A 19494-nucleotide genomic window follows, 5' to 3' on the forward strand; every position below is an offset into this window, starting at 1 on the left:
GAAATCTTTAAGTGAAAATGAACAACAAATGGCCCATCGTCTAGATTTAATTCAATTCCAACATGAAGAAATTCGTAAGGCGGATTTAAAAATGGATGAAGAATATGAATTGACCGAGGAACGATTAAAAATCTCCAATTTTGAAAAGATTTATAAAGCATTAGGAGATGCGTATCGTTCGTTAAGTGGGGACGGGCAGGGATTAGATCACGTAAGAAATGCAATGGGACAAATGGAGAGTATTACGCACTTAGATGAAGCGTATCAAGAAAATCATGATTCAATTGCAAATAGTTATTACTTATTAGAAGAAGTTGCATACCAGCTTAGAGAAAAGTTAGATATGATGGAATATGATCCGAAACGTCTAGATGAAATTGAAACACGTTTGAATGAAATCCGTATGTTAAAGAGAAAGTATGGAAATACTGTAGAAGAGATTTTAGCGTATGCTGATAAAATTGAACAAGAGATTTTTACGATTGAAAATAAAGACGTACATATTGAAACGACGAAAAAGAAATTAAAAGAATTAGAAGGCGTAATTTTGAAAGAAGCAACGTTGTTAAGTGATATGCGCCATGGGCTTGCGGATCATCTTACAAGTGCTATTCATCAAGAATTAAAAGAACTATATATGGAAAAAACGAAATTTGAAGTAAGAATTACGAAGAGGGAAGGAAATATAGAAGATCCGCTTGTAGAAGGAACACCGGTAAAACTTACGGCGGATGGCTACGATCATGTGGAATTTTATATTTCAACGAACCCAGGTGAACCGTTAAAGCAACTTTCAAAAGTCGCTTCTGGCGGAGAGTTATCTCGTATTATTTTAGCTTTAAAAAGTATTTTTTCTAAGCATCAAGGTGTTGCATCTGTTATTTTTGATGAGGTGGACACGGGTGTGAGTGGTCGGGTTGCACAGGCTATTGCAGAAAAAATTTATCGTGTATCAGTAAACTCGCAAGTACTTTGTATTACGCACTTACCTCAAGTAGCTTCAATGGCGGACTCGCATTTATTTATTAGAAAACAAGTGGCGAATGATCGGACGATTACATCGGTTGCTGTGTTAAGTACGGATGAAAAAGTAACAGAAATTGCTCGAATGATTTCTGGTGTTGAAATTACAGATTTAACGACAGAGCATGCGAAAGAGTTACTTACGCAAGCGCATCATTTCAAGCAGACAGCAGAAGCTATCCAGTAATGGATAGCTTTTTTTCTCAAATTATGATTTCTTAATTCTTCCGGTTATAAATAAAGCGCTGCAAGGAGAGATTAAAAAGTGAAGCCAAGAGGCTGAATGTGGGGTAGGAGCGAGGAGAGTGAACAAATTGAAATTAGAAAGATTTCGAAAAATAATAGGTCTTTGTCTCCTTGTTTCTCTAGTTTTTATTGGATGTTTTAAACCGCTTCGAACGTTTATTTCATCCCCGAAGCAACTTGTTGTTTTTGAAGGACAACAATCAGAAATAGCATCATTACCAGTTTTTAAGGCTTCATCTACAAATCGTAATGTATTTACGGTGAGTTCAAATGAACAAGAACAAGGGCTTATGGTAAATTCTCACCAAAACGGTGAAGCTGATATGGTGTTTCAACTTGCTGGTTTTCCAGTGAAAAAAGTAAATGTGAAAGTATTAAAAGATTTTAAAGTTATTCCAGGTGGACAATCGATTGGTGTAAAATTGAACACAAAAGGTGTACTTGTTGTAGGCCATCATTTAATTCAAACTGAAAAGGGTAAAGTATCTCCTGGTGAAACAGCTGGTGTACAGATTGGAGATATGATTACTGAAATCAATGGTAAAACAATTGAAAGAATGAGTGATGTAGCACCATTTATTCATAATAGTGGAGAAACAGGTGAACCGCTTAATCTTGTTTTATTAAGAGATGGAAAATATATTCGTGCTAAGCTAACACCACAAAAAGACAATGGTGAATCCTCTTACCGAATTGGACTGTATATTCGTGATTCAGCAGCTGGTATCGGAACGATGACATTTGTACATCCAAATTCTATGAAATACGGAGCGCTTGGTCATGTAATTTCCGATAATGATACAAAAAAGCCAATTCAAGTAGAAGATGGACAAATTATGCGTTCGACAGTAACGTCTATTGAAAGAGGAAGTCACGGGAATCCGGGAGAAAAATTAGCAAGATTTTCACCGGATCGTGAAGTGATTGGTGATATTACAATAAATAGCCCGTATGGTATTTTTGGGAAATTAAACACAAATATGACAAACGGCATAATGGATAAAGCAATGCCTATCGCATTATCCCATCAAGTAAAAGAAGGACCAGCGAAAATATTAACAGTTATTAATCAAGATAAAGTGGAAGCGTTTGATATTGAAGTTGTTAGTACGGTACCACAAAAGTTCCCAGCTACAAAAGGTATGGTTATAAAAGTGACAGATAAACGTTTACTAGCAAAAACGGGTGGTATTGTACAAGGGATGAGTGGAAGTCCGATTGTACAAAATGGGAAAGTAATTGGTGCGGTTACACATGTATTTGTAAATGATCCGACGTCAGGATATGGTGTTCATATCGAATGGATGTTACATGAGGCTGGAATTAATATTTATGATCAAGAGAAAAAAGCGAGCTAATACATATTAGCTCGCTTTTCTTTTGAAAAATTCGTTGAAATTTTGTAAAAGCCCCGCAAGAGCTGTTTTTTGTTGTAAGATATAAGAAAAGGGTTGAACGTTTCGCTGTAATTCTATGATGGAATGTGTTGCGAAAGGAAATAAATGAACGATAAACATATTTTTTTGTGATTTTATCGGAAAGTAAGAAACTTTAAAAGGAAATTTTCACACAATTGTCGAACAATTCATGTAGCCTAGAAGCTTACACATGTCGGAAGAATCGATTCGGTAAGGGAGGAAAAACTGTGGAGAAAATTAAAGTATGTCTTGTGGATGATAATAAAGAATTGGTATCTATGCTAGAGAGCTATGTTGCTGCTCAGGATGATATGGAAGTTATTGGAATTGCTTACAATGGTCAAGAGTGTTTAAACTTATTGAAAGAAAAGCAGCCTGATGTACTCGTTTTAGATATTATTATGCCACATTTAGATGGTCTAGCTGTGCTAGAGAAAATGCGACATATTGAACGGTTAAGACAACCTAGCGTTATTATGTTGACAGCATTCGGACAAGAAGATGTGACGAAAAAAGCGGTTGATTTAGGGGCATCATATTTCATATTAAAACCATTTGATATGGAGAATTTAACAAGTCATATTCGTCAAGTGAGTGGTAAGGAAAATGCTACTATTAAACGTCCATTACCATCTTTCCGATCAGCAACAACGATCGATGGAAAACCGAAAAACTTAGATGCGAGTATTACAAGTATCATTCATGAAATTGGTGTACCCGCTCATATTAAAGGTTACATGTACTTACGAGAAGCAATCTCTATGGTGTACAATGATATCGAATTACTAGGATCCATTACAAAAGTATTATATCCAGATATTGCAAAGAAATATAATACAACAGCAAGTCGTGTCGAGCGCGCAATCCGTCACGCAATTGAAGTGGCTTGGAGCCGTGGGAATATTGATTCTATTTCGTCCTTATTTGGTTATACTGTATCGATGTCAAAAGCAAAACCTACGAATTCCGAGTTCATCGCAATGGTTGCGGATAAGTTGAGACTTGAACATAAGGCTAGCTGAGAGTAGTACATTCAAAATAAATTTTTTTTATAAAAGGTCAATGAGTTTAAAGTACTCATTGATCTTTTATTTTGTTGTTCCATGCATTCGTAATTTTAGTGGGTAAGTTATCCATGATATAATAGATGATAATAAAAAGCCCTGCAAAACAGGACTATATTACTCTTCGTCTTTATTTTGTTTTTCTAATTCAACTAACTTTTGGATTAAAATATGCTGTGGCATATGCATAAGTTGTTCAAGTGGAACACCTAACGCTTTGGATAGGCGGACTGCAGTGTCTGGAGAAATTTGTAATGGTCTCATAGAAGTACCTCCTTTTTCGTATAGTATAGCATAAGATTGGGGGAGTGAGGATGACTCTTATATTTGCACATCGTGGTGCGGCGGGAACGTATCCGGAAAATACAATGATTTCATTTGAAGCAGCGGAGGCTTTCGGGGCAGACGGAATTGAACTCGATGTTCAATTAACGAAAGATGGAAAAGTTGTCGTCATTCATGATGAAACGGTGGATCGGACCACGAATGGAAAAGGTGCGGTTCGAAATTATTTATATGAGGATTTATGTAAGTTGGATGCAAGTTATAAATTCGGTGACAAAATAGGTTTTTGCAAAATACCTCTTCTGGAAGAGGTATTAGAATGGCTTGCAAAAACACAATTACTACTCAATATTGAGCTTAAAAATAATAAAATCCCATACAGAGGTTTAGAAGAAGAGGTTATAACACTTGTACGTAAGTTTAGTTTAGAGAATCGGACTATTTTTTCTTCCTTTAATCACTACAGTATGAAGAGGTGCCATATGATGGCTCCTGATATTCAAACAGCTATTTTGTATCGTGAAGGTTTGCATAGCCCGTGGGCATATGCAAAAAAGATGGGTGCTACTGCAGTGCATCCGAATTATCGTTATCTTCAAGATGCCATCGCTGAATTAACGATGGAAAGTGGTGTAGAGGTTCGTCCTTACACGATAAATGAAGAAACGCTTATGCGTAAATATTTTGATATGAACATATCAGCGATTATTACTGATTATCCTGAAACAGCAAGAACTTTATTACCGATAAAAAATGAGACCTAATATAATGGTCTCATTTTTTTATCGGTATGTGAAAACTTTGTTCTATCTTCTGAAGCGGGCTTGTACTTTATTTTTCTTCCGATCTCTGTGTAAGACGAAGCCACCGAAAATATAAAACCCGAGTGCAAAGCAAAGAGCGCCGATTAAAAATTGTAACCATAATATAGGGATTGGGGAGAATAAAATCCCAAATACAGTATCTCTCATTAGTTTAATACCAAGCACGGCTAATGAAATCGGGATGAGTGCTAATAATAGAGCGAGGTAACGTTGCATACATAAATCTCCTTTTCAGATTATTTTGTTTATTTAAATGATGTTATATGAAAAGGGGGTTTGTCAAGAGGTTGCTGAACGAGTAAGATAAGGATGTGAAAAATTTTGCAGAGATACTTCGAGAGGAAGTGTAATGTATGAAACAAAAGGTGTTAATTGTTGGAGCAGGTGAAGGTGGGAGTACACTGCTGAGTCTGTTACAAAATTCGAATATATTTCAAATTATAGGAGTTATTGATATTAATCCAATTGCGAAAGGATTACAAATCGCAAAGGAATATGGGATCCCGATTGGTGATAGTGTAACTCCGTTTCTTTCTATGCATATTGATGTAATGTTTGATATGACAGGTGATTATGATTTACATAAAGTTTTATTGGAGAAAAAACATAAAGATACCCTTCTTATACCAGGAGATATTGCAAAAATTGTTACGAGATTAGCACATGAGAAGGAAGGCTTAATAGGAAAATTAGAGGAACAAACGCAACAAGGGGAATTAATTTTAAATTCTACACATGACGGTATGATTGTAATCAATCGAGAGGGGCAAGTTAGTCTTTTTAATAAAAGTGCAGAGCGTATTATCGGATATAAAAAAGAAGATGCAATAGGGAAACATATTTTAGACGTGATTCCAACGAGTAAGTTGCTTCGCATCATACGTACGAAACAAATAGAAGTGAATTATGAACTGACGTTAGAGAATGAAAAGAAAATTATTACAACGCGTATTCCGATATTGAAAGAGGGAGGAGAGGTACAAGGAGCGTTTGCGATTTTTAAAGATATTACAGAAGTCGTAGATCTCGCGGAAGAAGTTACAGATTTAAAAGAGATTCAAACGTTACTTGAGGCGATTATTAACTCATCTGAGGAAGCGATTTCGGTTGTTGATGAGAAAGGAAGAGGGCTAGTTATAAACCCTGCTTATACAAAGCTAACTGGATTGACAGAAGAAGATATTCTTGGACAACCAGCTACAACAGATATTGTAGAAGGTGAAAGTATGCATATGAAAGTGCTTCGAACACGCCGTGCGGTACGCGGAATACATATGAAAATTGGTCAAAAAAAGCGGGATGTAATTGTAAACGTAGCGCCAGTTATTGTTGATGGAATATTGAAAGGAAGCGTCGGTGTAATTCGTGACGTATCAGAAATTCAAAAGTTAACAAATGAATTGAATAGAGCGAGGCAAATTATTCGGACATTAGAAGCGAAATATTCATTTGATGATATTATAGGGAATTCAGATGAAACAACGGCAGCCATTGAACAGGCGAAACTTGGAGCGAATACACCAGCAACAGTATTACTGCGCGGAGAATCTGGAACGGGTAAAGAACTATTCGCGCATGCAATCCATAATGGAAGTAATCGAAAGTACAATAAGTTCGTCCGTGTGAACTGTGCGGCTATTTCGGAGACGTTGTTAGAAAGTGAATTATTCGGTTATGAAGAAGGTGCATTTTCTGGAGCGAAAAGAGGCGGAAAACGAGGGTTCTTTGAGGAAGCGAATAATGGCAGTATCTTTTTAGATGAAATAGGAGAGCTATCTGCCAATACACAGGCGAAGCTCCTTCGCGTGTTGCAAGAAAAAGAAATTGTAAAAGTTGGTGGAACGAAAGCGATACCTATTAATGTCCGGGTGATTGCAGCAACGCACGTGAATTTAGAAAAGGCTATTTTAGAAGGAGAGTTTAGGGAGGATTTATATTATCGATTAAATAAAATTCCGATTCAAATCCCGTCTCTTCGTCAGCGCAAAGGAGATATACCGGCAATTGCAGAAAGATTGATTCAAAAAATTAATCAAGATTATGGCCGGAATGTAGAGGGACTCACGGATGCAGCCATTTCATATTTGCAATCATATGAATGGCCAGGAAATGTTAGGGAACTTGAAAATATTTTAGGGCGAGCTATTATCTTTATGAATTATAACGAGATATATATTGAGGTGCATCATTTACCACCTTTACATAAAGAAGAACAAGTAGAGATGAAACAAAATAATTTATTACCTGAAATAGAAGAGAAGGCCCTTGAACACCTAGTGACAGAGTTTGAGGGGAATATTATCCGTGAATATTTAGAGAAATTTGATGGGAACAAAACGAAGACTGCGAAAGCGTTAGGAATTTCAGTTCGAAACTTATATTACAAGCTAGAAAAGTACGACTGTGCAAAAAATAGCATGCAATAAATTGCGTACCATGCAATTTATTGCATGGTCTACAAAAAGTGACAAAACAAGACAGAATATTTCGTCGTTTTCCAAAGTATTGATTTTACTGCATTTTGAATGCGTTTTCATTATTGGTAAGACCACTTTTAAAAGTTGGCACGGTATTTGCTTAATGAATAGACGAGGGACGACGGAAAGGGTTGATTACAAAATATGAAGTTAGAACACTTAATTGATCAAGCAGCAGGACAGCCTAAAAAAACTGTGGCTGTAGCAGTAGCTGAAGATCATGAAGTAATTGAAGCTGTAGCGAAAGCAATCCAATTACAGCTAGCTCAATTTCGTCTATATGGAAATCAAGAGAAAATAATAGGGATGCTACAAGAGCATGGGTTACAAACTTCAGAACATATTGAAGTGATTGCAGCAGCGTCAAGTGCTGAGGCTGCAGAACTTTCTGTTAAAGCTGTAAGAAATGGCGAAGCAGATGTGCTAATGAAGGGGAACATCCCAACAGCAAATATTTTGAAAGCTGTATTAAATAAAGAGTGGGGACTTCGTAAGGGTAGCGTACTTTCACACGTTGCAACGTTTGAAGTTCCAAATTACGATCGTCTTATTTTTGTTACAGATGCAGCGATGAACATTGCACCTGATGTAACACAAAAAGCTGCTATTATACAAAATACTGTAGAAGTTGCCCAGGCAATAGGAATTGATTTGCCGAAGGTAGCGCCAATTGCAGCGGTAGAGGTTGTTAATCCTGCGATGCAAGCGACAATTGATGCAGCGATGTTAACTCAAATGAATCGCCGCGGACAAATTAAAAATTGTGTCGTTGATGGACCACTTGCTTTAGATAATGCAGTATCACAAATTGCAGCAGAACATAAAGGCATAGTAAGTGATGTAGCAGGTAAGGCAGACATTTTACTCGTCCCAACGATTGAAGCTGGAAATGTGCTATATAAATCACTCGTCTATTTTGCAAATGCAAAGGTAGGAGCGATGATTGCTGGCGCTAAAGCACCGATTGTTTTAACATCACGTGCTGATTCAGCAGAAACAAAAGTATATTCATTAGCATTGGCAGTTGCGACTGCTTCAAAATAAACCAAATAGGGTAAAACAATTAGGGGGAAACGACAATGACATTAGAAATCTTCGAATACTTAGAGAAATATGATTATGAGCAAGTGGTATTTTGCCAAGATAAAGAATCTGGTTTAAAAGCAATCATTGCAATCCATGATACAACACTTGGACCAGCTCTTGGTGGAACAAGAATGTGGACATATGATTCTGAAGAAGCGGCGATTGAAGATGCATTGCGTCTTGCAAAAGGGATGACATACAAAAATGCAGCAGCTGGTTTAAACTTAGGTGGTGCAAAAACAGTAATTATCGGTGATCCACGTAAAGATAAAAGCGAAGCGATGTTCCGTGCACTAGGACGCTATATTCAAGGACTAAACGGACGTTACATTACAGCTGAAGATGTTGGTACAACAGTAGATGATATGGATATTATCCATGAAGAAACTGATTTTGTAACAGGGATTTCACCATCATTCGGTTCTTCTGGTAACCCATCTCCAGTAACTGCATACGGTGTTTACCGTGGTATGAAAGCAGCTGCAAAAGAAGCATTTGGTACAGATAACCTAGAAGGAAGAGTAATTTCTGTTCAAGGTGTTGGTAACGTAGCATATCACCTATGCAAACATTTACACGCTGAAGGAGCAAAATTAATCGTTACAGATATTAATAAAGAAGCTGTACAACGTGCAGTAGAAGAATTCGGTGCAACAGCAGTTGAGCCAAATGAAATTTACGGTGTTGAATGTGATATTTACGCACCGTGTGCATTAGGCGCAACAGTTAATGATGAAACTATTCCACAACTTAAAGCAAAAGTAATCGCAGGTTCTGCAAATAACCAATTAAAAGAAGATCGTCACGGCGACATCATTCATGAAATGGGTATTGTATACGCACCAGACTATGTTATTAATGCAGGTGGCGTAATTAACGTAGCAGACGAATTATATGGATACAATAGAGAACGTGCATTAAAACGTGTTGAGTCTATTTATGACACAATTGCAAAAGTAATCGAAATTTCAAAACGCGATGGCATAGCAACTTATGTAGCAGCAGATCGTCTAGCTGAAGAGCGCATTGCAAGCTTGAAAAACACTCGTAGCACATACTTACGCAACGGTCACGACATTATTAGCCGTCGCTAATCATTCATATAAAACTTTTACGAAAGGTGTGGTTACCTCTTATGAGGTTTCCACTTCCTTTTAAATTTATTAGTGGAGGTAGCAACATTGTCCTTAAATCGAATTCTTGTTATTAATCCGGGTAGTACATCCACAAAAATTGGTGTTTTTGATAATGAAAGACCCGTTTTAGAAGAAACAATTCGTCATGATGAAGAACAGATTGGAAAATATAAGCGAATTATCGATCAATATGAGTTTCGAAAAGAAACAATTTTAGAAGTTCTACATTCTCACGGTATTAACATTTCAAAATTGAATGCTGTTTGTGGGCGTGGCGGATTACTTCGTCCAATCGAAGGTGGCACGTACACAGTAAACGATGCAATGTTAGAAGATTTAAAAAACGGATTTAGCGGTCATCACGCTTCAAATCTCGGAGGCATTCTAGCTTATGAAATCGCTTCTGGATTAAATATTCCTGCATTCATTGTGGATCCTGTCGTTGTAGATGAAATGGAACCGATTGCTCGTATTAGTGGTATTGCTGGTATGGAACGTAAAAGTATTTTCCATGCATTAAATCAAAAAGCGGTTGCTCGTAAAGTATCTGAAGAATTAAACCACAAATACGAGGATTTAAATTTATTAGTTACACATATGGGCGGCGGTATTACAGTTGGTGCTCATAAAAAAGGAAAAGTTATTGATGTTAATAATGGCTTAAACGGAGAAGGACCATTTAGTCCAGAACGTGCTGGTACAGTACCAGTAGGACAATTAGTTGAAATGTGTTTCTCTGGTGAGTATTACCGAGACGAAATGGTTAAAAAACTTGTCGGACAAGGTGGACTTGTAAGTCTTATCGGCACAAATGATGCAATTAAAGTAGAACAAATGGTTGAAAAAGGTGATCCTGAAGCAACTCTTATTTATAAAGCAATGGCATATCAAGTTGCAAAAGAGATTGGCGGAGCTAGTGCTGTACTTCACGGGAAAATCGACGCAATCGTTTTAACTGGTGGACTTGCGTACAGTAAAATTCTTGTCGATGAAATAAAAGAACGTGTTGACTGGATTGCAGATGTTATCGTACATCCAGGAGAAGATGAATTACAAGCGTTAGCAGAAGGAGCACTTCGTGTATTACGTGAAGAAGAAGCGCCGAAAGAGTATGTTGTAAGAGAAAAACAAACAGTAGCTAGGGGTTGAGATAATGGCAAGAGAATATGATTTAGTCATCGTTGGTGGCGGTACTGGTGGATATGTTGCTGCTATTCGCGCATCACAACTAGGATTAAAAACAGCACTTGTTGAAAAAGAAAATCTTGGTGGTACTTGTTTGCACAAAGGATGTATTCCTAGTAAAGCTCTTTTACGTAGTGCAGAAGTATACGCAACTGCTAAAAAAAGCGAAGAGTTCGGAGTTATTGCAAGTAATGTAGAACTAAACTTTGCAAAAGTACAAGAGCGTAAAGAGAAGATTGTAACGCAGCTCCATAAAGGCGTTCAACATTTAATGAAACAAGGTAAAATTGATGTGTTTGAAGGTATTGGCCGTATTCTTGGTCCATCTATTTTCTCTCCGATGCCAGGGACAATTTCAGTTGAACTTGCAAGTGGAGAAGAGAATGAAATGTTAATTCCAAAAAATGTACTTGTTGCAACAGGTTCTCGCCCAAATTCATTACCAGGTTTAGAATTAGATGGAGAGTACGTAATGTCTTCAGATCATGCTCTAAAAATGGAAACGCTTCCTAGCTCAATCATTATCGTTGGTGGCGGTGTAATCGGTATTGAGTGGGCATCTATGCTTGCTGACTTCGGTGTAGAAGTTACAGTATTAGAGTATGCGAAAAACATATTACCACTAGAGGATAATGACGTTTCAAAAGAAATGCAGCGTCTATTTAAGAAAAAAGGTATTAAAGTGGTAACTGGTGCAAAAGTATTACCAGAAACATTGGTAAAAGATAATGGAGTAACAATTCAAGCTGAACATAACGGTGAGAATAAAGAATTTAAAGCAGAAAAAATGCTTGTATCTGTAGGAAGACAAGCCAATACGCAAAATATTGGTTTAGAGAATACTGATATCGTTGTGGAAAAAGGATACATTCAAACAAATGAGTTTTATCAAACGAAAGAATCTCATATTTACGCAATTGGAGATGTAATCGGTGGCCTGCAACTTGCTCACGTTGCTTCTCATGAAGGAATTGTTGCAGTAGAACATATTGCAGGGAAAGAAGTTACACCAATTGATTACTCTATGGTATCAAAATGCGTATATAGCAGTCCAGAAGTTGCTTCTGTCGGTTTAACAGAACAAGAAGCGAAAGAAAAAGGCTATAAGTTAAAAGTAGGTAAGTTCTCATTCCGCGCAATCGGAAAAGCACTTGTATACGGAGAATCAGATGGATTTGTAAAACTTGTAGTTGATGAAGACACAAATGACATTCTTGGTGTTCATATGATTGGACCACATGTAACAGATATGATTTCTGAAGCTGGTCTTGCAAGAGTACTTGATGCAACACCTTGGGAAGTAGCACATACAATTCATCCGCATCCATCATTATCTGAGGCGATTGGTGAAGCAGCACTAGCTGTAGATGGAAAAGCGTTACACGCATAAAAATGTGGATTTAGGAGGTTATGAAAAATGGCAGAAGTAAAAGAAAAGCGCCATGAAGAGCTTGGCTTAAGTGATGAGCAAGTATTAGAAATGTTCCGTACGATGTTACTTGCACGTAAAATTGACGAACGTATGTGGTTATTAAACCGTGCAGGTAAAATTCCATTCGTAATTTCTTGTCAAGGACAAGAGGCTGCGCAAGTTGGAGCGGCGTTCGCTCTTGATAGAGAGAAAGATTATGCATTACCATATTACCGTGATATGGGTGTTGTACTAGCGTTTGGTATGACAGCTAAAGAGCTTATGTTGTCTGCTTTCGCGAAAGCGGGAGATCCAAACTCTGGCGGTCGTCAAATGCCTGGTCACTTCGGTCAAAAGAAAAATCGTATTGTGACAGGATCATCTCCAGTAACAACACAAGTACCACATGCAGTTGGTATTGCTTTAGCTGGAAAAATGGAGAAGAAAGATTTAGTAACGTTTGTTACATTTGGAGAAGGTTCTTCAAACCAAGGTGACTTCCATGAAGGTGCAAACTTTGCTGGTGTACACAAACTACCTGTTATTTTCATGTGTGAAAATAACAAATATGCAATCTCTATTCCAGTTGAAAAACAATTAGCATGTAAAAACGTATCAGATCGTGCAATTGGTTACGGTATGCCTGGATATACAATAGACGGAAACGATCCGCTTGCAGTATACAAAGCTGTAAAAGAAGCAGCAGACCGCGGCCGTCGTGGTGAAGGCCCGACTTTAATTGAAACAGTATCATATCGTTTAACAGCACATTCTAGTGACGACGATGATCGTGTTTATCGTGATAAAGAAGAAGTAGAAGAAGCGAAGAAAAAAGATTCAATTATAACATTTGCAGCTTATTTAAAAGAAGCTGGCGTGTTAACTGAGGAATTTGAAAAACAAATGTTAGACGAAATTATGCATATCGTAAATGAAGCAACAGAATATGCAGAAAATGCTCCGTATGCAGCACCTGAAGATGCATTGAAGCACGTATACGCAGAATAAGGGGGAACGTTTCATGGCTGTAATGTCTTATATTGATGCTATTACATTAGCAATGCGCGAAGAAATGGAACGCGATGAGAAAGTATTCGTTTTAGGAGAAGATGTTGGTAAAAAAGGTGGCGTGTTTAAAGCGACACACGGTTTATATGATCAATTTGGTGAAGACCGTGCGCTTGATGCACCGCTTGCAGAATCTGCAATTGCTGGGGTAGCAATTGGTGCGGCAATGTATGGTATGCGCCCAATCGCTGAAATGCAGTTTGCTGATTTCATTATGCCAGCAGTAAACCAAATTGTTTCTGAGGCAGCAAAAATTCGTTATCGTTCTAACAATGATTGGACTTGTCCAGTTACAATTCGTGCGCCATTTGGTGGCGGTGTTCACGGTGCATTGTATCATTCACAATCTGTAGAAGCGATGTTTGCAAACCAACCAGGTTTAAAAATTGTTATCCCTTCTACACCATATGATGCAAAAGGCTTATTAAAAGCTGCAATTCGTGATGAAGATCCAGTATTATTCTTCGAACATAAACGTGCATATCGCTTAATTAAAGGTGAAGTGCCAGAAGATGACTATGTATTACCAATCGGAAAAGCAGACGTAAAACGTGAAGGTGATGATATTACTGTTATCACGTACGGATTATGTGTTCACTTTGCTCTTCAAGCAGCTGAGAAGTTAGCGCAAGATGGCATCTCTGCACACATTCTTGATTTACGTACTGTGTATCCATTAGATAAAGAAGCGATCATTGAAGCTGCTTCAAAAACTGGTAAAGTTCTTCTTGTAACAGAAGACAATAAAGAAGGAAGTATTATGAGTGAAGTGGCAGCTATTATCGCTGAAAATTGCCTGTTTGATTTAGATGCACCAATTGCACGTCTTGCAGGTCCAGACGTTCCGGCAATGCCATATGCACCAACAATGGAAAAATTCTTTATGGTAAATCCAGATAAAGTTGAAAAAGCAATGCGTGAACTTGCGGAATTTTAATCGGGGGGACTATACATGGCTGTAGAAAATATCACAATGCCTCAGCTCGGGGAGAGCGTTACAGAGGGAACAATTAGTAAATGGCTCGTTAATGTTGGCGATCACGTAAATAAGTATGATCCGCTTGCAGAAGTAATGACGGATAAAGTAAATGCAGAAGTACCATCTTCTTTCACTGGTATTGTGAAAGAGCTAATCGCTGGTGAAGGTGATACGTTAGCTGTAGGTGAAGTTGTTTGTGTTATTCAAGTAGAAGGCGCAGATGAAGTAGCAGCAACGGCTGTAGAAGAAAAAACGAAAGAAGAATCAAAAACAGCAGTAGCTACTGCTGAAAAAGCTCCAAAAGCAAAACAACCAACTGATGGAAAACCACGTTTTTCACCAGCTGTGTTAAAACTTGCGGGCGAGCATAACGTTGATTTAGATTTAGTAGAAGGTACAGGATCAAATGGTCGTATTACTCGTAAAGATATTTTAAAGCTGGTTGAATCTGGAAATATTCCGCAAGCAGGTGCGAAAAAAGAGGAAGCGGTAGCAGCAGTAGTAGAAGCGCGTCCAGAAGCACCAAAAGCAGCACCAGTAGCGCAAAAAGTAGAAGCTGCAAAACCAGTTTCTGTACCAACAATGCCTGGCGATATCGAAATTCCAGTAACAGGTGTGCGTAAAGCAATTGCAGCGAACATGTTACGTAGTAAACATGAGGCGCCACACGCTTGGATGATGATTGAAGTAGATGTGACAAACCTTGTGTCATACCGTAACTCAATTAAAGGCGATTTTAAAAAGCGTGAAGGCTTTAACTTAACATTCTTTGCTTTCTTCGTAAAAGCAGTAGCACAAGCGTTAAAAGAGTATCCTCAAATTAACTCAATGTGGGCTGGCGATAAAATCGTTCAGAAGAAAGATATTAATCTTTCTATCGCTGTTGCAACAGAGGATGAACTATTTGTACCAGTAATTAAGCAAGCGGACGAAAAAACAATTAAAGGTATCGCTCGCGAAATTACAGAACTTGCAGGAAAAGTACGCACGAAATCGTTAAAAGCGGACGAAATGCAAGGCGGAACATTTACAATTAATAACACAGGATCATTTGGTTCTGTTCAATCTATGGGCATTATTAATTACCCACAAGCGGCTATTTTACAAGTTGAATCAATTGTAAAACGCCCAGTAATTATGGATAATGGTATGTTCGGTGCTCGTGACATGGTTAACTTATGTCTATCACTTGATCACCGTGTACTTGATGGTTTAATTTGTGGTAAGTTCTTAGGACGTGTAAAAGAAATTTTAGAAAATACGTCAGAAAATAATACATCTGTATATTAATAAAAAGCTCGCTTAGGCGAGCTTTTTATCATCTTATTTCTTCTGCTACTCCTACTATATGTACAACACTTTTCCCAGTAATCTTACAATGGACGATTATGTATTAGGAATTTACGAAAATACATTGCTGATATATGGTATATGGATATAAAATAAAAAAAGAATAATTTTTTTGGCAAATCTTACTGACGAAACTGTAGTATAATATATTGTATTGTATGAAAAAGAGAGTTATTCTATATAAGTGTTTTATAGATAATGTGTAATCAGTCGTCAAAACATGAAGAGTATTGACTCCTGGTTTTTTATTTTGCCGTAACAATGTTTCAGGAGGATGTCATGAAAAGAAGTACCGAGTTTCTAAAAAGTTTAGATGTAAAATTAATTTTAATTTTGTTTGCATTTTGTGTTATAAGTATAACTGCTATATACAGCAGTCAACAAACCGGACAGTATGGAGATGCAAACTTTGCTATGAAGCAGGGTTTGAACTACATAATTGGAGCTGTCTTGTTATTGCTTGTTGCCAGCATTGACTTAGATCAATTACAAAAATTGTCTTGGCCACTTTATATTGTTGGATTTGGCTCACTTATTCTGTTGAAAATACTACCGGTTTCCAGTTTCACACCTGAAAAATTAGGTGCAAAAAGATGGTTCGTTTTCCCAGTATTTGGACAAATCCAGCCGTCGGAGTTTTTCAAAATTTCATTGCTGCTTGTGATAGCAAGTATAGCAGTGAAACATAATGCACAGTATATGGCGAGGACATTCCAAACAGATTTAAAACTAGTAGGTAAAATTATGCTAGTATCCCTTCCTCCTATGGCCGTTGTATATAGTCAGCCAGATACAGGTATGGTGTTCTTATATGCCGCTGCCATTGCATGTATTTTATTTATGTCAGGTATTCAGAAGAAATTGATAGCATTATGTACAGTTATTCCGGTGACCATATTATCTGCGTTAATATTTATTTACTTAAGGTATGAGGATTTCTTCTTTAATAATTTAGTTACTTTACTAAAGCCCCACCAACAATCACGTATATTAGGTTGGTTAGATCCGTTTGAACATACAGATCAAGGGTATCAAACACAGCAATCGATTTTAGCTGTAGGTAGTGGAGGTATGGAAGGGAAAGGGTTTGGCGAAGGAAACGTCTATATCCCAGAGAAACATACTGACTTTATTTTCGCTACAATTGCCGAAGAAGGTGGATTTATAGTAGCCGCGTTAGTTGTATTCTTGTTCCTATTACTACTATATCGAACAATTATTATCGGTTATTCTGCTGATAATTTATTCGGTACATTATTATGTGCTGGATCTATCGGTATATTAACGGTTCAAATATTCCAAAATATCGGTATGATCGTTGGGTTAATGCCTGTAAAAGGTATTGCGTTACCTTTCTTATCATATGGGGGAAGTTCCTTATTCTCGAATATGATTATGATGGGGCTCATATTATCGGTACGGAAAACATATAAAAAATATATGTTTTCGGTTAAGTAAAAAAGCTGGTTCGTGTAAAAACGAACCAGCTTTTTTACATATATGCTCTTAAACGTTGCAAACTAAAACAGACTTGTAGGTTGGAATGTTTAAGGAGTGCAATGTGATGTATATGCGTATTTTTGAAGGAGCACGGCACCTTTCTAATAGCGAATGGGTTGTTCGAGCTATTATAGCGTACATATTTTTAATATTAGTCGCGAAAGCGATGGGACAAAGGTCCATCGCACAACTTCGATTTTTAGATGTTGTATTAGTGTTATTGCTTGGTGGGAATATTTCTAACGCGCTATCTGATGAAAAAGTTGGATTACTCGGTTCGATGATTACAACGTTTATACTCGTTGTACTTCATATAATAAGCTCTGTTTTAATGTTGAAATGGGATAGATGGAGACGCTTTTTAGAGCCTGCGCCTATTATTCTTATACACAATGGTTCCATTGATTTTAGTAATTTGAAAAAGGCGAGGATTACGGCAGAATATTTATTTTCAGAACTTCGCGTGCAAAATGTGAGTGATATTTCTACAATTAAATTGGCTCTATGGGAAGCGAGTGGCGTCGTTTCTATATTTCAGTATCCAGAATATGAAGCAGTTTCTCGCCTTGACCTTAAAGTGGCAGGGAAAAAATCTCCAGTTGCTTTTATTTTAGTGAAGGATGGAAAAATCCAGCAGGACGTTCTCGCTTTAATAGGAAAAACAGAAGAGTGGGCGAAAGAATTTTTAGAGAAGAGTGCGGAAATCGAATCCATTATGCTAGCTACAGTAGATGAAGCACATAAAATAAATATTTTGTTAAAAAAATGAAAAATATACGCATTTTGTCGTTTCATACATATGATAAAATAGTGTGGACAACGAAAAAGGAGGGATACGATGGGATATGTAGAAGAATTACGAAAAATAGTTGGTCATCGCCCTTTAATTTTAGTTGGTGCTGTTGTACTCGTTATAAATGAAAATGGAGATGTATTATTACAGCAAAGAACAGAACCGTACGGAAAATGGGGGCTGCCTGGTGGGCTAATGGAGCTTGGTGAATCACCAGAAGAAACAGCTTACCGTGAAGTATATGAAGAGACAGGAATAGAAGTAAAGAATTTGCGATTAATCAATGTATTTTCTGGAGCGAACTATTTTACAAAATTAGCAAACGGTGATGAATTTCAATCCGTAACGACAGCCTATTATACCGATGAATATGAAGGGGATTTTGTTATGAATAAAGAAGAAGCGGTTCAGCTTAAATTTTTCCCAGTAACAGAACTACCCGGCTATATTGTAGGATCGCATAAAAAAATGATTGTTGAATATATGAAAATTATGGAAAAGTAAGATACAATAGTAGAAGAAATACAAAAACACAGTTCTGGTTGGTAGTCCAGACGCATGATCTCATGTCAGTAACCTTCCCCCTCCGGGATGTCCAGTATTTCTAATATTTTTTAGGAGGGGCTGTCGATGGAGTTGACAGTATATCATGATGGTCAATTTTTTGTAGGAATTATTACATGTAAAGAAAAAGGTAAATTGTATGGTGCGAGGTATATTTTTGGAACGGAACCGTCAGACGAAGAAGTGCTTATATTTGTAAATGGTCCACTGTTAGCATATTTTCAGCACTTTGCAAGATGTGGTGTGGAAGTTAAAGAAAAACAGCGTCCAAAAAGTATAAAGCGTATCATACGACAAGCAGCAAAAGAAGTAACTGTAAAACGTTTTACAAAAGCGCAAGAGGCAATTAGTTTATCTTACGAGTTGCATAAACAAGAAAAGCGAGTGCAATCTAAAGAGAAACGAGAAGCTGAAAAGCAAAGAAGACGTTTAATAAAAGTACAAAAGGCAAAGCAAAAACATCGAGGTCATTAAAAAAGGTGTTAGAGCGGGAGCTCTAACACCTTTTCTACGCTCAAATACAAGTAAACTTACTTGTATTCTCTAAACATTAACTGGTAAGATACAAATAGGTAGAATTAGAGGAGGGAAAAGATTGATTAATTTTAACTTTTTTATGAATGATGTTGTCCGTCAAGCACGTGAAGAGATTGTCTCTGCGGGATATACAGAATTGACGACACCAGAAGCAGTTGAAGAAGCATTTAAAAGAAATGGTACAACACTTGTAATGGTAAACTCTGTATGTGGTTGTGCAGGTGGCATTGCTCGCCCTGCTGCTGCACATTCCGTACATTATGATAAACGTCCTAACCACCTTGTAACGGTATTTGCGGGTCAAGATAAAGAAGCAACAGCACTAGCTCGTGAATATTTTGAAGGATATCCACCTTCATCTCCATCATTTGCATTATTAAAAGATGGAAAAATTGTAACGATGGTAGAACGTCATGAAATTGAAGGTCATGAACCAATGCAAGTCATTGCGAAATTACAATCTTATTTCGAAGATAATTGCGAAGAACTATAATAAATAAAAAAGGCGGTACGTCCACGATCAAGTGGTGTACCGCCTTTTTTATTTA

Annotated in this window: 19 protein-coding genes; 17 read left to right on the top strand and 2 right to left on the bottom strand. The window is 37.3% G+C overall.

The window, feature by feature from the left end:
• From KI356_RS02955 to spo0A, 3 genes are all read left to right on the top strand, one after another.
• On the top strand, nucleotides 1-1210 hold a 1210-nt coding region (locus KI356_RS02955), incomplete at its 5' end, for a DNA repair protein RecN (RefSeq protein ID WP_212934764.1).
• A 118-nt stretch (nucleotides 1211-1328) separates the two neighbouring features.
• On the top strand, nucleotides 1329-2627 hold the full coding sequence (spoIVB, locus tag KI356_RS02960; RefSeq protein WP_002122412.1) for a SpoIVB peptidase: 1299 nt from the start codon (nucleotides 1329-1331) through the stop codon (nucleotides 2625-2627).
• A 287-nt stretch (nucleotides 2628-2914) separates the two neighbouring features.
• Nucleotides 2915-3709: a sporulation transcription factor Spo0A gene (spo0A, locus tag KI356_RS02965; protein ID WP_002122410.1), complete on the top strand. Its 795-nt coding sequence runs from the start codon at nucleotides 2915-2917 to the stop codon at nucleotides 3707-3709.
• A 159-nt stretch (nucleotides 3710-3868) separates the two neighbouring features.
• On the opposite strand, the gene KI356_RS02970 is transcribed toward spo0A, so the two are convergent.
• A complete protein-coding gene (locus KI356_RS02970) occupies nucleotides 3869-4015 on the bottom strand; it encodes a YycC family protein (RefSeq protein WP_001247671.1) in 147 nt (48 codons plus the stop codon).
• A 50-nt stretch (nucleotides 4016-4065) separates the two neighbouring features.
• Between KI356_RS02970 and KI356_RS02975 the strand changes: the two genes are divergently transcribed.
• On the top strand, nucleotides 4066-4800 hold the full coding sequence (locus KI356_RS02975; protein ID WP_212934765.1) for a glycerophosphodiester phosphodiesterase: 735 nt from the start codon (nucleotides 4066-4068) through the stop codon (nucleotides 4798-4800).
• 42 nt (nucleotides 4801-4842) lie between these two features.
• On the opposite strand, the gene KI356_RS02980 is transcribed toward KI356_RS02975, so the two are convergent.
• Complete coding sequence (locus KI356_RS02980; protein WP_002122407.1) at nucleotides 4843-5076, bottom strand: DUF2627 domain-containing protein; 234 nt, start codon at nucleotides 5074-5076, stop codon at nucleotides 4843-4845.
• A gap of 137 nt (nucleotides 5077-5213) precedes the next feature.
• Between KI356_RS02980 and KI356_RS02985 the strand changes: the two genes are divergently transcribed.
• The 13 genes from KI356_RS02985 (at nucleotide 5214) to KI356_RS03045 (ending at nucleotide 19439) form a co-directional block, all read left to right on the top strand.
• Entirely contained in the window at nucleotides 5214-7286 is a 2073-nt protein-coding gene (locus KI356_RS02985) for a sigma-54 interaction domain-containing protein (RefSeq protein ID WP_212934766.1), read from the top strand.
• Nucleotides 7287-7481: 195 nt separating this feature from the next.
• Entirely contained in the window at nucleotides 7482-8381 is a 900-nt protein-coding gene (gene yqiS, locus KI356_RS02990) for a phosphate butyryltransferase (protein WP_128280986.1), read from the top strand.
• Between the two features lie 35 nt (nucleotides 8382-8416).
• Nucleotides 8417-9517 carry a leucine dehydrogenase gene (locus KI356_RS02995; protein ID WP_002122402.1) on the top strand — a complete coding sequence of 367 codons (1101 nt, stop codon included), beginning with the start codon at nucleotides 8417-8419 and terminating at the stop codon, nucleotides 9515-9517.
• 87 nt (nucleotides 9518-9604) lie between these two features.
• Nucleotides 9605-10708 carry a butyrate kinase gene (gene buk / locus KI356_RS03000; protein WP_128280987.1) on the top strand — a complete coding sequence of 368 codons (1104 nt, stop codon included), beginning with the start codon at nucleotides 9605-9607 and terminating at the stop codon, nucleotides 10706-10708.
• Between the two features lie 4 nt (nucleotides 10709-10712).
• The gene (gene lpdA / locus KI356_RS03005) at nucleotides 10713-12134 is read left to right on the top strand and encodes a dihydrolipoyl dehydrogenase (RefSeq protein ID WP_128280988.1); all 1422 of its coding nucleotides are present in this window, start codon (nucleotides 10713-10715) and stop codon (nucleotides 12132-12134) included.
• Nucleotides 12135-12161: 27 nt separating this feature from the next.
• Entirely contained in the window at nucleotides 12162-13163 is a 1002-nt protein-coding gene (gene bfmBAA, locus KI356_RS03010) for a 3-methyl-2-oxobutanoate dehydrogenase subunit alpha (RefSeq protein WP_000852549.1), read from the top strand.
• A gap of 13 nt (nucleotides 13164-13176) precedes the next feature.
• Nucleotides 13177-14160, top strand: coding sequence for a 3-methyl-2-oxobutanoate dehydrogenase subunit beta (bfmBAB, locus tag KI356_RS03015; protein ID WP_000290071.1), 984 nt, complete (start codon nucleotides 13177-13179; stop codon nucleotides 14158-14160).
• A 15-nt stretch (nucleotides 14161-14175) separates the two neighbouring features.
• Nucleotides 14176-15492: a dihydrolipoamide acetyltransferase family protein gene (locus KI356_RS03020; protein WP_212934767.1), complete on the top strand. Its 1317-nt coding sequence runs from the start codon at nucleotides 14176-14178 to the stop codon at nucleotides 15490-15492.
• A 339-nt stretch (nucleotides 15493-15831) separates the two neighbouring features.
• On the top strand, nucleotides 15832-17010 hold the full coding sequence (locus tag KI356_RS03025; protein WP_212934768.1) for an FtsW/RodA/SpoVE family cell cycle protein: 1179 nt from the start codon (nucleotides 15832-15834) through the stop codon (nucleotides 17008-17010).
• A gap of 106 nt (nucleotides 17011-17116) precedes the next feature.
• Complete coding sequence (locus KI356_RS03030; RefSeq protein WP_212934769.1) at nucleotides 17117-17821, top strand: DUF421 domain-containing protein; 705 nt, start codon at nucleotides 17117-17119, stop codon at nucleotides 17819-17821.
• 69 nt (nucleotides 17822-17890) lie between these two features.
• Nucleotides 17891-18349, top strand: coding sequence for an NUDIX hydrolase (locus KI356_RS03035; protein WP_128280993.1), 459 nt, complete (start codon nucleotides 17891-17893; stop codon nucleotides 18347-18349).
• Nucleotides 18350-18475: 126 nt separating this feature from the next.
• Nucleotides 18476-18883: a YjdF family protein gene (locus KI356_RS03040; RefSeq protein ID WP_212934770.1), complete on the top strand. Its 408-nt coding sequence runs from the start codon at nucleotides 18476-18478 to the stop codon at nucleotides 18881-18883.
• A 142-nt stretch (nucleotides 18884-19025) separates the two neighbouring features.
• Nucleotides 19026-19439 carry a BrxA/BrxB family bacilliredoxin gene (locus tag KI356_RS03045; RefSeq protein ID WP_164881568.1) on the top strand — a complete coding sequence of 138 codons (414 nt, stop codon included), beginning with the start codon at nucleotides 19026-19028 and terminating at the stop codon, nucleotides 19437-19439.
• Nucleotides 19440-19494: the final 55 nt, after the last annotated feature.

This window comes from Bacillus hominis, assembly GCF_018332515.1.
GTDB classification, from domain to species: domain Bacteria; phylum Bacillota; class Bacilli; order Bacillales; family Bacillaceae_G; genus Bacillus_A; species Bacillus_A hominis.